12 protein-coding genes are annotated in these 13,439 nt (G+C 71.3%); 9 read left to right on the top strand and 3 right to left on the bottom strand.

Annotated features, from left to right (window positions below; translation table 11 throughout):
• Positions 1 to 24: 24 nt before the first annotated feature.
• On the bottom strand, positions 25 to 504 hold the full coding sequence (locus GPA10_RS14030; RefSeq protein WP_058845942.1) for a metallopeptidase family protein: 480 nt from the start codon (positions 502 to 504) through the stop codon (positions 25 to 27).
• A 311-nt stretch (positions 505 to 815) separates the two neighbouring features.
• On the opposite strand from GPA10_RS14030, the gene GPA10_RS14025 reads away from it, so the two are divergent.
• The 8 genes from GPA10_RS14025 to GPA10_RS13990 all read left to right on the top strand — a co-directional run bounded on the left by GPA10_RS14025 (position 816) and on the right by GPA10_RS13990 (position 10,839).
• The gene (locus tag GPA10_RS14025; RefSeq protein ID WP_030572613.1) at positions 816 to 1,193 is read left to right on the top strand and encodes a DUF3499 domain-containing protein; all 378 of its coding nucleotides are present in this window, start codon (positions 816 to 818) and stop codon (positions 1,191 to 1,193) included.
• Positions 1,194 to 1,513: 320 nt separating this feature from the next.
• A complete protein-coding gene (locus tag GPA10_RS14020) occupies positions 1,514 to 2,878 on the top strand; it encodes a phosphomannomutase/phosphoglucomutase (protein ID WP_058846382.1) in 1,365 nt (454 codons plus the stop codon).
• Positions 2,879 to 3,199: 321 nt separating this feature from the next.
• Entirely contained in the window at positions 3,200 to 3,376 is a 177-nt protein-coding gene (locus GPA10_RS14015) for a Trm112 family protein (RefSeq protein WP_079085956.1), read from the top strand.
• A 187-nt stretch (positions 3,377 to 3,563) separates the two neighbouring features.
• Positions 3,564 to 4,937 (top strand): SIS domain-containing protein, encoded by a 1,374-nt coding sequence (locus GPA10_RS14010; RefSeq protein WP_157165846.1) that lies wholly within the window; start codon positions 3,564 to 3,566, stop codon positions 4,935 to 4,937.
• A 727-nt stretch (positions 4,938 to 5,664) separates the two neighbouring features.
• On the top strand, positions 5,665 to 6,816 hold the full coding sequence (gene manA / locus GPA10_RS14005) for a mannose-6-phosphate isomerase, class I (RefSeq protein ID WP_343040808.1): 1,152 nt from the start codon (positions 5,665 to 5,667) through the stop codon (positions 6,814 to 6,816).
• Positions 6,817 to 6,981: 165 nt separating this feature from the next.
• Positions 6,982 to 7,980 (top strand): cation diffusion facilitator family transporter, encoded by a 999-nt coding sequence (locus GPA10_RS14000; RefSeq protein WP_058845938.1) that lies wholly within the window; start codon positions 6,982 to 6,984, stop codon positions 7,978 to 7,980.
• Between the two features lie 654 nt (positions 7,981 to 8,634).
• Positions 8,635 to 10,089 (top strand): adenosylhomocysteinase, encoded by a 1,455-nt coding sequence (ahcY, locus tag GPA10_RS13995; RefSeq protein WP_058845937.1) that lies wholly within the window; start codon positions 8,635 to 8,637, stop codon positions 10,087 to 10,089.
• 135 nt (positions 10,090 to 10,224) lie between these two features.
• The gene (locus GPA10_RS13990; protein ID WP_157165845.1) at positions 10,225 to 10,839 is read left to right on the top strand and encodes a hypothetical protein; all 615 of its coding nucleotides are present in this window, start codon (positions 10,225 to 10,227) and stop codon (positions 10,837 to 10,839) included.
• An 18-nt stretch (positions 10,840 to 10,857) separates the two neighbouring features.
• Here GPA10_RS13990 and GPA10_RS13985 read toward each other — a convergent pair whose 3' ends face one another.
• Entirely contained in the window at positions 10,858 to 11,826 is a 969-nt protein-coding gene (locus GPA10_RS13985; protein ID WP_343040807.1) for an RDD family protein, read from the bottom strand.
• 146 nt (positions 11,827 to 11,972) lie between these two features.
• Here GPA10_RS13985 and GPA10_RS13980 point away from each other — a divergent pair, with 146 nt between their 5' ends.
• Positions 11,973 to 12,980, top strand: a complete 1,008-nt coding sequence (locus GPA10_RS13980) for a stage II sporulation protein M (RefSeq protein WP_157165844.1) — start codon at positions 11,973 to 11,975, stop codon at positions 12,978 to 12,980.
• Between the two features lie 193 nt (positions 12,981 to 13,173).
• Here GPA10_RS13980 and GPA10_RS42065 read toward each other — a convergent pair.
• Positions 13,174 to 13,439, bottom strand: a 266-nt coding sequence (locus GPA10_RS42065) for a hypothetical protein (RefSeq protein WP_214660348.1), incomplete at its 5' end; no start/stop codon positions are given.

The raw sequence follows: 13,439 nt of genomic DNA, 5'->3' as shown, positions 1-13,439 counted from the left end.
CAGGTACGGGCGGTCCGGTCCGCCCTACTCCTCGCCGTACCGCGGATCCACCGACTCCGGCGAGAGCCCGAGCAGTTCCGCCACCTGCTCCACGACCACCTCGTGGACCAGGGCGGCGCGCTCGTCGCGCCCCTTGGTGCGGATCTCGACGGGCCGCCGGTAGATGACGACCCGCGCGGGCCTGCCGTCGGAGGCCGAAATGGTGCCGCCGAGCGGCACGGCGTCGGCCTCCCAGCCCTCGTCGCCGGGGGCGGCACCCGCGCCACCGGAGTCCTCGGTCACGGTGGGCGGCACGTCGAGCACCAGGAAGTCGATCTCGGTGAGCTGCGGCCAGCGCCGCTCAAGACGCTCCACGGAGTCCTGCACCAGGTCCGTGAACGCCTCCGCGCGGCTCGCGGACAGCGGCACCTGGGGAGGCGCGACGGGGCCGCGCATGCCCCTGCCGTGGCGGTCGCGTCGGCGGGGCCTCGGCTCGGCGGGGCGGGGTTGTACGGGGTCTTCCATCACTGGGGAAGCGTAGTCCCCGAGATCGCCCTTTCCGTACGGAGCGCGGCATGTCGCTTCCTGACCATTCCGGCCAAGCTCGGGCTCGATTGCGCATCTATCCGGGACCGCCGAGCTCGCTCCGATTGGCAGGATTTGCACCATGTAGTGATCGCGTCCAACACCGCCCGCCCCTCTGGCCCCTTGCGTCCGCGCAGGTCAGCGGGCGTACCCTCGAAAGTCCCTGTGTGCGGGATCACAGCACGACACGGGGGAGTGACCTCGGGGAGAGTCGTCGCGGCCCGCTCAAGAGTGCGGTACCGTCCAACGTCGTGAGCCCTGTACGTCGCTGTTCGCGCACCGCTTGCGGCCGTCCCGCCGTCGCGACGCTGACGTACGTCTACGCCGACTCGACCGCGGTCCTCGGCCCGCTCGCCACCTACGCCGAACCCCACTGCTACGACCTGTGCGCCGAGCACTCCGAGCGCCTCACCGCGCCGCGCGGCTGGGAGGTCGTCCGCCTCGCCGACGGCTCGGGCCCCGCCCGCCCCAGCGGCGACGACCTCGAAGCACTCGCCAACGCGGTGCGGGAGGCGGCGCGTCCGCAGGAGCGGGCGGCGGAGGCCGGCGGGAGCGGGCCCCGCGGGGCGGACCCCATGGAGGTCGCGCGCCGCGGCCATCTGCGGGTGCTGCGCTCACCGGACAACTGAGGCACACGCCTCACACGCCTCACACGCCTCGTACGGCGTTCCTCCCTCTCTGCGTACGGTGCTCTTACCTCCCTCGCGTAGTTCACGTATTTCACGTAGTTCGCGCGGTGTGCGCAGTTCACGCAGTTCGCGCGGTGCGCGACCGTCGGACTCGCCGGCAAGGAGGGCGACGTACCGCGCAAGGTGCTGCCCTGAGGCGGCTTCCGTTCCGGTGGGCGGCTTCCGTTCCGGTGTTCCGGGTAGTTTGTTGCCACCGACGAAGTTCGTTGCCATCGACGAGGGCTTGCCGAGCTCCCAGAATTTTGCAGAGAGGGTTGGCCGTGACTGCTGATCTGTCCCAGCTCGTGAAGGCCTACGACGTGCGCGGGGTGGTCCCGGACCAGTGGGACGAGTCGCTCGCGGAACTGTTCGGCGCCGCCTTCGTCCGGGTGACGGACGCGACGGCGATCGTCGTCGGCCACGACATGCGGCCCTCGTCGCCCGGCCTGTCCCGCGCCTTCGCGCGCGGAGCGGCGGCACTCGGCGTCGACGTCACCGAGATCGGCCTCTGCTCGACGGACCAGCTCTACTACGCCTCCGGCGCCCTCGACCTGCCGGGCGCGATGTTCACCGCGTCGCACAACCCCGCCCAGTACAACGGCATCAAGATGTGCCGCGCGGGCGCCGCCCCGGTCGGCCAGGACACCGGTCTCGCGGACATCCGCGCCCTGGTGGAGCGCTGGTCCGAGGAGGGCGCGCCCGCACCCGCAGCGACGGCGGGGACGCTCACCAGCCGCGACACCCTCCAGGACTACGCGGCGCACCTGCGGGGCCTCGTGGACCTCACCGCCATCCGCCCCCTGAAGGTCGTCGTCGACGCGGGCAACGGCATGGGCGGCCACACCGTACCCACGGTCTTCGAAGGCCTGCCCCTCACTCTCGTACCGATGTACTTCGAGCTCGACGGCACCTTCCCCAACCACGAGGCCAACCCGCTCGACCCGGCCAACATCGTCGACCTCCAGGAGCGCGTGCGCGCCGAGGGCGCCGACCTCGGCATCGCCTTCGACGGCGACGCGGACCGCTGCTTCGTCGTCGACGGCGACGGCGGCCCGGTCTCGCCGTCCGCGATCACCGCCCTGGTCGCCGCCCGCGAACTCGCCAAGCACGGCGGCTCGGGCACGGTCATCCACAACCTGATCACCTCCTGGTCGGTGCCCGAGGTCGTCCGCGAGAACGGCGGCACGCCCGTGCGCACGCGCGTGGGCCACTCCTTCATCAAGGAGGAGATGGCCAAGACGGGCGCCATCTTCGGCGGCGAGCACTCCGCGCACTACTACTTCCGCGACTTCTGGAACGCGGACACGGGCATGCTGGCGGCACTGCACGTGCTGGCCGCGCTCGGCGGTCAGGAGGGGCCGCTTTCCGCCCTCGTCGAGCAGTACGACCGGTACGCGGGCTCCGGCGAGATCAACTCCACGGTCGACGACCAGACGGCCCGCCTCGCCGCCATCAGGACCGCGTACGAGGGCCAGGACGGCGTCACCATCGACGAACTCGACGGCCTCACCGTCACCGCCACCGACTGGTGGTTCAACGTCCGCGCCTCGAACACGGAGCCCCTCCTCCGCCTCAACGCCGAGGCCCGCGACGAACCCACGATGCACCGGGTACGCGACGAGGCTCTGAAGATCATCAGGGGCTGACCTCCGATCCCGAGAGGGGCTGGGGCACGCCCGGATGTCTGCTGTGGGGGCGTTCTGCTGGGGGCGCCCCTTGTCCGCCGTGTTTGTGGGCCCGTGTTCTGCTGGGGCGCACCCCTTGTCCGCCGCGTTTGTGGGCAGGCGTTCCGCACGGCGGAACGGGTGGGCACAAACACCCACCGGCCCGCACCCGCCGCACCGGCCCGGCCCCGCCCCGGGGCAGGCAAGGGCGCAGCCCGGCCTCACCCGAGCCCACCCCCGCCCCCGGCGGTACGCTGACCAGGCCACAAACCCCCGCCCACACCACCCCGAAGGGACCCGCACATGCCGCTCGAAGCCGGCCTCCTGGAGATCCTCGCCTGCCCGGCCTGCCACGCCCCCCTGAAGGAGACGGACACCGAGCTGATCTGCACCGCTGAGGGCACGGAGTGCGGCCTGGCCTACCCGATCCGCGACGACATCCCCGTCCTCCTGGTCGACGAGGCCCGCCGCCCCGGATGACGCTCTGAACCGGATGACGACTCTGAGGACCGGATGACGGTCTGAGAGCCGGAAGACGATTCGACCGGAGAACCGGATGTCGATCTGAGGACCGGATGTCGATCCGACCGGAGAACCGGATGACGATCTGAGAAGGGGCACCCTGGAAGGGACACCCCTGCCGCGCACGGCGATCGGAGGCCGCCCCATGCTCGACGAGTCGCTCCTAGACGCCCCCGAGGCCCTGGCCCGAGCGGACCTGCACGACCTGTTGCGCGGCGCCGCCGAAGCAGGCGCCCGCGTACGGACCGCGGTCCGGCACGCCACGGAGTCCGGCCTCACGGAGCTCAAGCCCGACGGCCGCCCCCGCGCCGTCCTGATCGCGGGTCCGGGCACCGCGGCCACCGGCGTCGCCGACCTCGTCGGCGCCCTCGCGGGCACCGGCTGTCCCGTCGTGCGCCTGGCCCCCACGGGCGTGGCCCCCGCCGCGGGCGCCCTGCGCTGGGCGCTGCCGGGCTGGACGGGGCCCGTGGACCTGCTGCTCATCGTCACCCCGGACGGCACGGAACCAGGGCTCACGCTCCTCGCCGAGCAGGCCTACCGCCGCGGCTGCACCGTCGTCGCGATCGCCCCGGCCCGCTCGCCCCTGGCCGAGAGCGTGACCGGTTCGCACGGCCTGGCGGTCCCGATGGCGCTGGCGCCGGGCGTGACGGCGTACGGAGGGACGACGACGTACGGGGAAGCGGACAGCCGCCTCCTCGCCCGCGACGACTCCGCAGGCTCCGCCCAGGGAGACCCCGCGTCCCCTCAGGGCCCGGAGTCCCCGCAGAGCCCGCCGGCAGGCAGCCCCGGGCAGGACCCCGCAGCCCCGCAAGGCCCCGCAACGGTCGGCGCGGCCCACCGTGTGCCGGACGAACGTGGCCCCCTGACCTCCCCGCACAACGACCCGCCGGAGGCCCCCGCGGCCGCCCCCGGGACCCTGTGGGCGCTGCTCACGCCGCTGCTGGTCCTCCTCGACCGCACCGGCCTGATCGCCGCCCCCGTCGAGGCGCTGCAGAAGGTCGCCGACCGCCTGGACGCCGCCGCCGAGCGCTGCGGCCCGGCCATCGCGACGTACAGCAACCCCGCGAAGACCCTCGCCGCCGAACTCTCCGAGTCGCTGCCGCTGATCTGGACCGAGGGCCACAGCGCGGGCATGGCGGGCCGCCGCTTCGCCGCCGCGCTCGCCGAGCTCGCGGGGCACCCGGCGCTCGCCGCGGAGCTGCCCGAGGCGCTGCCCGCGCACGCCGCGCTCCTTGCGGGCGGCCCGGCGGGCGCCGCCGACAGCGACGACTTCTTCCGCGACCGCGTCGAGGAACCGGCCCGGCTGCGCGCCCGCGTGGTCCTGCTCCGGGAACAGCCCGCCGACCTCGGCGGCCTGACCGCGGCTCCCGCCGCGCGCGAACTCGCCCACGGCCACGACGTGGCGCTCAGCGAGCTGGAACCGGCCGAGGGCAGCGACCTGGAACGCCTCGCCGAACTGATCGCCATCACGGATTTCGCGGCCGTTTACCTGGCGCTCGCCTCCGGAGACGGATCATGACGACGACGCCGCCCGGCGGCACCGACGCATCCCACGCGCCGACGCCGCACCACCCGGCCTGCACGCCGTCGCCCGACGAGCGCGCAGGCACGGGTACGGGCACCGCCAGTGCCGTGGGCCGGGGCGCAGCCCCCGGTTCGGGCATCGTCGCAACCGAGGGCACTGCTATGGGCCGGGGCGCAGCCTGCGGTTCGGGCATCGTCGCAGACGAGGGCACTGCTATGGGCCGGGGCGCAGCCTCCGGTTCGAGCACCGCCGCAAACGAGGGCACTGCCACGGACCGAGGCGCCGCCCCCGACCTCGGCACCACCGCAAACCAGGACACCGCCGCAGGCCGGGCCACCGCCCCCGGCCTCGGCACCACCGCAAACAACAGCACCGCCGCAGGCCTGGGTACCGACATCAGCCTAGGCACCGCCGCAGGCCCGGGTACCGACATCGGCCTGAACTCCGGCGCCGGCAGGGACACGAGCACCGCCCCTGCCGACACCGCCGCCACGGCTGTCACCCCCGCCACAGCCACCGGCACGCACAAGCGGCACCACCCGGACGCCCGAGCCCCGCGCGCCCGAGCCCCCCACAGCCGCGCGCCGCGCACCCCACACAGCCGCGGGCCGCGCACGCCGCGCACCCCACACAGCCGCGGGCCGCGCACGCCGCGCACCCCACACAGCCGCGCGCCGCGCACCCCGCGCCCCCGCACGTATCCATAAGGGAGACCCTCTCCGTGGACCGCCTCACCAACACCATCCGCCCCTACGCCTGGGGCTCCACCACCGCCATCGCGGAGCTCCTCGGCACCGAGCCGACCGGCGAGCCGCAGGCCGAGATGTGGATGGGCGCCCACCCGGGCGCACCCTCGCGCACCGAGCGCGGCCCGCTCGACGAGGTGATCGACGAGGACCCGGCGCGCGAGCTGGGCCCGCGCGCCGTCGCCAAGTTCGGTCCGCGCCTCCCGTTCCTCCTGAAGATCCTCGCCGCGGGCGCCCCGCTCTCCCTCCAGGTGCACCCGAACCGCGAGGAGGCCGGGGACGGGTACGAGGACGAGCGGCGCCGCGGCGTCCCCATCGACGCCCCGCACCGCAACTACAAGGACGCCAACCACAAGCCCGAACTGATCTGCGCGCTCACGCCCTTCGACGGACTGTGCGGCTTCCGCGCGCCCGCCGCCGCCGCCGAACTGCTTTCGGGCCTCGGTGTCGACTCCCTCGAACCGTACGTGGACCTGCTGCGCGCCAAGCCCGAAGAGGGCGCGCTGCGCGAGGTCCTGACAGCCGTGCTCACCGCCGACCCGGACGACATGGCGAAGACGGTCGCCGACGCCGCGGCCGCCGCCGAGCGCATCGGCGGCACCTACGCCCCGTACGCCGCCATCGCGCGCGACTACCCGGGCGACCCCGGCGTCATCGCCGCGATGCTCCTCAACCACGTCCGGCTGCAGCCCGGCGAGGCCCTGTTCCTCGGCGCCGGCGTCCCGCACGCCTACCTCGAAGGCCTCGGTGTGGAGATCATGGCCAACTCCGACAACGTGCTGCGCTGCGGCCTGACCCCGAAGCACGTCGACGTACCCGAACTCCTGCGCATCGTCCGCTTCGAGGCCACCGACCCCGGCATCCTCCGCCCGGAGGCCTCCCCGGACGGCGAGGAGGTCTACGACACCCCGATCGACGAGTTCCGCCTCTCCCGCTTCGTCCTCGCCGAGGGCGGCGCCGCCCACGACCTCACCGCCGGGACCCCGCAGATCCTGCTCTGCACCGCGGGCACGGTGCGCGCGGGCGACATCGCCCTGACGCCCGGACAGTCCGCGTTCGTCCCCGCGGGCGAAAAGGCCGAAGTATCCGGTACCGGCACGGTTTTCCGCGCCACTGTGGTGGCCTGAACCCCCGCACGCGTCCCGTACTGCAACAATGACCCACCGCAAAGGCCCGGCAAAGCAGTGCCAGGCCGCGCGCAACGGGTAGTCGTGCGCAACGGGCAGCCGTGCGCAACGACCAGTCGCGCGCAACGAGTAGTAGTGACGCAGGCGAAGGGAATTCGGGCACACATGAGTGCGTCAGGCGGAACAAGGGCGATCGTGGCGGCACTGGCCGCCAACCTCGCGATCGCGGTGGCGAAGTTCGTGGCGTTCCTCTTCAGTGGCTCGTCGTCGATGCTCGCCGAGAGCGTGCACTCGCTCGCCGACTCCGGCAACCAGGGGCTGCTGCTCCTCGGCGGCAAGAAGGCACAGCGCGAGGCGACCCCGCAACACCCCTTCGGCTACGGCCGCGAGCGCTACATCTACGCGTTCCTGGTCTCCATCGTGCTGTTCTCGGTCGGTGGCATGTTCGCCATCTACGAGGGCTACGAGAAGATCAAGCACCCGCACGAGCTCGAACACTGGTACTGGCCGGTCGGCGTCCTGGTCTTCGCGATCATCGCGGAGTCCTTCTCCTTCCGTACGGCCATCAAGGAGTCCAACGCCCTGCGCGGCAAGCTCTCCTGGACGCAGTTCGTGCGCCGGGCCAAGGCGCCCGAGCTGCCGGTCGTGCTCCTGGAGGACCTCGGCGCGCTCGTCGGCCTGGTCCTGGCGCTCGGCGGCGTCGGCCTCGCGCTCGCCACGGGTGACGGAGTCTGGGACGGCATCGGCACCCTCTGCATCGGTGTGCTGCTCATCCTCATCGCGGTCGTCCTCGCGGCCGAGACCAAGTCGCTGCTGCTCGGCGAATCCGCGGGCACCGAAGAGGTCGCCGAGATCGAGAAGGCCCTCGTCGACGGCGACACCGTCACCGGCGTGATCCACATGCGCACGCTCCACCTCGGCCCCGAGGAACTCCTCGTCGCCGCCAAGGTCGCCGTCCAGCACGACGACACGGCCCGCGAGATCGCCGACGCCATCAACGCCGCGGAGGCCCGCATCCGCGATGCAGTCCCCATCGCCCGCGTCATCTACCTCGAGCCGGACATATACAGCGAGGAAGCGGCAGCAGCAGGCACCAACCCGGCGAAGACCCCGGGCGGCTCCCCGGCGAAGACCCCGGGCGGCTCCCCGCAGACCGACCACTAGCACCACTTCCGGCCGTCCCCGTGGGCACCCGGCCCGCCAGGGACGGAACGGGCGGTCACAGCCCCGACGCCCGGCAACCGGAATCTGTACGAGACGAAGGGCCCCGCACCGGACAAGACAGGTGCGGGGCCCCTCGCACGCACGACAAACCCGGGACCCTTCGCCCGCACGGCGAGCCCGACCGACCTCACCGAACCTCGCGCAGAAGCCCCAACACGGCCCAGCACGGCCTCCGCGGCAGCCTCCGGCCCGCACCAGCTCCCGGCCCGACAGGTCACGCGGTCACGTGGATCTGCTCACACCTCGGCCGAACACCACCGCGCACACGCCCACGACATCCAGGCCTCCCGCAGCAGACACAAGCAGGTCCCAACGCGCGCAGATCCCGGCCCATCAAGGTCTCCGTACCGCCGCGCAGACCTCGATCCGGCCGCACTCCCCGCCGAGGCGGGCTGGGGCTCACTGGGCCAATCGGTGTAGATTCGTGACAGTGCCAGACGTCGCTGCTGATGGCGGTCGGGCGGTTCGCTCCTGGACCGGCCGAGGGAGAGAGGGCCTCCGACGGACTGCACTGCGCGCGCCGGTGCTGCTCTGTGCCCCGACGCCGCAGGTCAGCCATGCCCACCCTCGATCTACCACGAGGAGCAGCTCAGAATGACTGCCGCCAACGGCCAAGACTTCAAGGTCGCCGACCTCTCCCTCGCCGACTTCGGTCGCAAGGAGATCACCCTCGCCGAGCACGAGATGCCCGGCCTGATGGCGATCCGCAAGGAATTCGCCGCCAGCCAGCCGCTGGCCGGCGCCCGCATCATGGGCTCGCTGCACATGACCGTGCAGACCGCCGTCCTCATCGAGACCCTGGTCGCCCTCGGCGCCGAGGTCCGCTGGGTCTCCTGCAACATCTTCTCGACCCAGGACCACGCCGCCGCGGCCATCGCCGTCGGCCCGAACGGCACCCCGGACAACCCCCAGGGCATCCCGGTCTTCGCCTGGAAGGGCGAGACCCTGGAGGAGTACTGGTGGTGCACGGAGCAGGCCCTGACCTGGCCGAACACGCCCACCGGCGGCCCGAACATGATCCTGGACGACGGTGGCGACGCCACCCTCCTCGTCCACCTGGGTGTGCAGTACGAGAAGGACGGCAAGGTCCCCGCCGTCGAGACCGCCGAGTCCGACGAGCACCGCGTCATCCTCCAGACCCTGCACCGCACGCTGGGCGAGAACCCGCAGAAGTGGACCCAGCTCTCCTCGGAGATCCGCGGCGTCACCGAAGAGACCACGACCGGCGTGCACCGTCTGTACGAGATGCAGCGCGAGGGCACCCTCCTGTTCCCGGCGATCAACGTCAACGACGCCGTCACCAAGTCGAAGTTCGACAACAAGTACGGCTGCCGCCACTCGCTCGTCGACGGCATCAACCGCGCCACCGACGTCCTCATCGGCGGCAAGACCGCGGTCATCTGCGGCTACGGCGACGTGGGCAAGGGCTGCGCGGAGTCCCTGCGCGGCCAGGGCGCCCGCGTGATCGTCACCGAGATCGACCCGATCTGCGCCCTTCAGGCGGCGATGGACGGCTACCAGGTCACCACGCTCGACGAGGTCGTCGAGACGGCCGACATCTTCATCACCACGACCGGCAACAAGGACATCATCATGGCCTCGGACATGGCCAAGATGAAGCACCAGGCGATCGTGGGCAACATCGGCCACTTCGACAACGAGATCGACATGGCCGGCCTGGCCGCCATCCCCGGCATCGTCAAGGACGAGGTCAAGCCGCAGGTCCACACCTGGAAGTTCCCCGAGGGCAAGGTCCTCATCGTCCTGTCCGAGGGCCGCCTGCTGAACCTGGGCAACGCCACCGGTCACCCGTCCTTCGTGATGTCCAACTCCTTCGCGGACCAGACCCTGGCCCAGATCGAGCTGTTCACCAAGCAGGAGGAGTACCCGATCGGCGTCTACGTGCTGCCCAAGCACCTCGACGAGAAGGTTGCCCGACTGCACCTGGACTCCCTCGGTGTGAAGCTGACGACGCTCCGCCCCGAGCAGGCCTCGTACATCGGCGTCGAGGTCGAAGGCCCGTACAAGCCGGACCACTACCGCTACTGATCCGACGGCGGCACCGGCAACGGTGACGTACCCGTCGCTCCGGCAGGCCCTCGCCCACCTCGGCGGGGGCCTGCCTCCGTAGCGGCCCCGGCTCCGGCTGCCCTACGCCACGTCCCCCGACAAGGACCACGCACCATGCCCCGCGGCCGTTATTCGCTGCACGATCCGCATGATCACACCCCCCTCGGTGAAGAACACTTCCAGTGCGCCCCCGGCCCCTCCGGCTGGCGCTATGTCGCCCGGCGCACCACCCCCTCCGGCGATCACCAGGGCTCCGTCGATCTGGCCCTCGACGAACTCGGCCGTCCCATCCGTCTCGAACTGCACGCCGGTGACTGGCAGGTGCGCGCGGCCGCCCTCGACGGCGTGACCTGGGTCCGCACCGACCCCTCCGGCGCGCACGCCACCGAGAACAGCGCCCCCGCCCACGCGTTCACCGGCACATCCCCCGCCTTTCTCGTCGCCACGGCACGGCTGCTGCGGCTCGCCCCCGCTTCCCCCGCGACCCGCGTACGCCTGGTCGCCTTCACGGACCCGGTCCTCGCCCCCCGCACCCTCGACCAGTCCTGGGCCCTGCTGAAGAGAGAAGCACACGCCACTGACAACGGCCCTCTGACCGTGGACGAATACCAGGTCACAGCCCTGGACACGGGGGAGCAGCACACCGTCCACCTCACCGGCGACGTGGTCCTCGCGGCCCCCGGCATCGAGTTGGAGAACCTCGAGTCACCACCGTCGGTCTTCGCCTGACGTCCGCCGAGGCCGGGCCTAGGCGGGCGGCACGAACCCAGTGGCGGGGCGGCCGGGATGCTCAGCCTCTGAAGGTGCTTGAGGTGACTGTGGTGCCTGAGGTGCCTGTGGGGACTGGGGTGCTTGAGCTGCTTGCTGGGCTGGAGGTGCCAGAAATGGAGTGGGCGCCGGTGCGGGGGCACCGGGGGCACCGGGGTCGGCCGGATAGCCAGGCGCTGCCGTGAATCCCGGCGTACCCGTGGCGCCGAAAGCGCGCCGTGCCTCGCGGGCCTGCCGTTCCTGCACGACCGCGGCGAGGAAGGCGGCCGGGGGCACGCCTTCCGGTGCCGGGGCCCCGGTCCGTGCCACCAGGTCGTTCGCGAGCCGCTCGGCCATCGCCCAGCCGACCTGGGGATCCAGCTGCCCCATCCGGGTCAGGTACTGCCGTACGGCCAGCCACAATCCGTCCGGCACCGCGGACAGGTCCAGTTCCGCGAACCGTCCGACCAGCCACGGCGGCGGCGCGGGCACGTACTCGGTCCGGCTCGTGGGCACCCGCTCCCGCACGACGAGCGTGCCCGCGAAAACGTCCCCGAGCCGTCGCCCGCGCGCCGACACCAGCGAGGCGATGCAGGCGACGACTCCGAAAGTCAGCAGGATCTCGACGACCCCGACGGCCCCGCGCACCAGTGCGTGGCGGAACCGGATCGGCCCGCCGTCGTCCCGCACCACCCGCAGCCCGCACGCCAGCTTCCCGAGCGAACGCCCGTGGCTGAGCGTCTCCACCGCGATCGGCACGCCCACGAGGACCAGAACGAACGTCGACACCGCGATCGCGGCGACGGCCGCGTCGTCGAGCGATCCCGCCGCGGCGAGGAGACCGAGCGTCACGGCAAGGTAGGCCGACCAGGCGACGACCATGTCGATGAGCACGGCAAGGGCACGGCTCGGCAGTTTCGCCGGCCGCAGTTCCAGGGCCACCGCCTCGCCCGTCACCAGATCGTTCACGCCTGCCGCCCATCCTCATAGCCGCCCCGGAACAGCCAGTCTGCCAAGCTGACTATGGATGGTGCCCAAAATGACCGCGGATCGCGTCATTCCAGCAATCGCAGCAGCAGTACGAGAAGCCGAGAAGCCGAGGAGCAGCCGACCTGATGGACCTCGACGTCTTCGTGACCGCCCACCGGGCCGAATGGGACCGTCTAGACGCCCTGCTGCGCCGCCAGCGCCGGCTCACCGGCCCGGAGGCCGACGAGCTTGTCACCCTCTACCAGCGCACGGCCACCCATCTCTCGCTGATCCAGTCCAGTGCTCCGGACCCCCAGCTGACCGGGCGGCTCACCCAGCTGGTGGCACGCGCGCGTAGTGCCGTGACGGGGGCGCGCCGCGCCTCCTGGAGGGACGCGACGCGCTTCCTGACGCACGGTTTCCCCGCGGCGGTCTACCGCTCCCGCCATTGGTGGGTGCCGACGGCGTTGCTGTCCGCGGTGCTGGCCGCCGTGCTCGGCTGGTGGATAGGCACGCACCCGGAGGTCCAGTCCTCCATAGCCGCCCCCTCCCAGTTGCGCGACCTCACGCGCCCCGGGGGCGAGTACGAGACGTACTACTCCAGCAACCCGGCGGCTTCGTTCGCCGCCCAGGTGTGGACGAACAACGCGCAAGCGGCGGCGATGTGCCTGGTCCTTGGCGCCTTCCTCTGCTTCCCGGTCATCTGGATCCTCTTCCAGAACATGCTGAACCTGGGCGTCGGCATCGGCCTGATGTCCTCCGCGGGACGCCTGGACACCTTCCTGGGGCTCGTCCTTCCGCACGGCCTCCTGGAACTGACCGCGGTCTTCGTGGCGGCCGGTACGGGCCTGCGCCTCGGCTGGACCCTCATAGACCCGGGCCCGCGCACGCGACGCACGGCGATGGCGGAAGAGGGTCGCGCCGCCCTGGGCATGGCGATCGGCCTGGCCCTCGTCCTGCTGATCTCCGGCGCCATCGAAGGCTTCGTGACCCCTTCGGGCCTTCCCACCTGGGCGCGCATCGGCATCGGCGTCGTCGCGGAACTGGCGTTTCTCGCGTACGTGTACGTCCTCGGCGGCAGGGCCGCACGCGCCGGTGAGACCGGCGACGTCGACGAGTCCGAGCGCAGCGCCACGGTCCCCACCGCTGCGTGATGTGCGCACGACGCATCTGACCTGCTAGTCTCCTCGTCGCCCCAGAAAAGTCGTTGACACGACCGATCCGGGGAGGTAGATTCGAACAGTTGCCTAGAGCTGGACAGCTCCAGCGGCGGCAGTTAACATCTGCCTGCTTCTTGAATTTCATTCATCGAGAAGCCACTCCCGATCACTCGGAAAGTTGAGCCGGTCAGACCGGCCGAAAACTTCTGATAAAGTCGGAACCGCCGAAAGGCAAAAGGCCCTCCAACGGCCACCGGAAATGAAATCCGAACCGGGAACGGAACGGAAAACGGATCTGGTAGAGTGGGAAACGCAGGAACAAGAGAAACAAAAAGAAACACCGAAGGGAAGCGCCCGGAGGAAAGCCTGAGAGAGTCTCTCGGGTGAGTACAAAGGAAGCGTCCGTTCCTTGAGAACTCAACAGCGTGCCAAAAGTCAACGCCAGATATGTTG

The organism is Streptomyces typhae (assembly GCF_009755605.1).
In the GTDB taxonomy this organism is placed as follows: domain Bacteria; phylum Actinomycetota; class Actinomycetes; order Streptomycetales; family Streptomycetaceae; genus Streptomyces; species Streptomyces typhae.
The sequence above is the reverse complement of the archived record's forward strand: the minus strand, read 5'-3'. Positions and strand labels throughout refer to the sequence as shown.

Coding starts and splice junctions, on each gene's coding strand:
- GPA10_RS14015 (WP_079085956.1), top strand. CDS start 3,200: ATGCCGCTCGAAGCCGGCCTCCTGGAGATCCTCGCCTGCCCGGCCTGC.
- GPA10_RS14030 (WP_058845942.1), bottom strand. CDS start 504: ATGGAAGACCCCGTACAACCCCGCCCCGCCGAGCCGAGGCCCCGCCGA.
- GPA10_RS14000 (WP_058845938.1), top strand. CDS start 6,982: ATGAGTGCGTCAGGCGGAACAAGGGCGATCGTGGCGGCACTGGCCGCC.
- GPA10_RS14010 (WP_157165846.1), top strand. CDS start 3,564: ATGCTCGACGAGTCGCTCCTAGACGCCCCCGAGGCCCTGGCCCGAGCG.
- ahcY (WP_058845937.1), top strand. CDS start 8,635: ATGACTGCCGCCAACGGCCAAGACTTCAAGGTCGCCGACCTCTCCCTC.
- GPA10_RS13990 (WP_157165845.1), top strand. CDS start 10,225: ATGCCCCGCGGCCGTTATTCGCTGCACGATCCGCATGATCACACCCCC.
- GPA10_RS13980 (WP_157165844.1), top strand. CDS start 11,973: ATGGACCTCGACGTCTTCGTGACCGCCCACCGGGCCGAATGGGACCGT.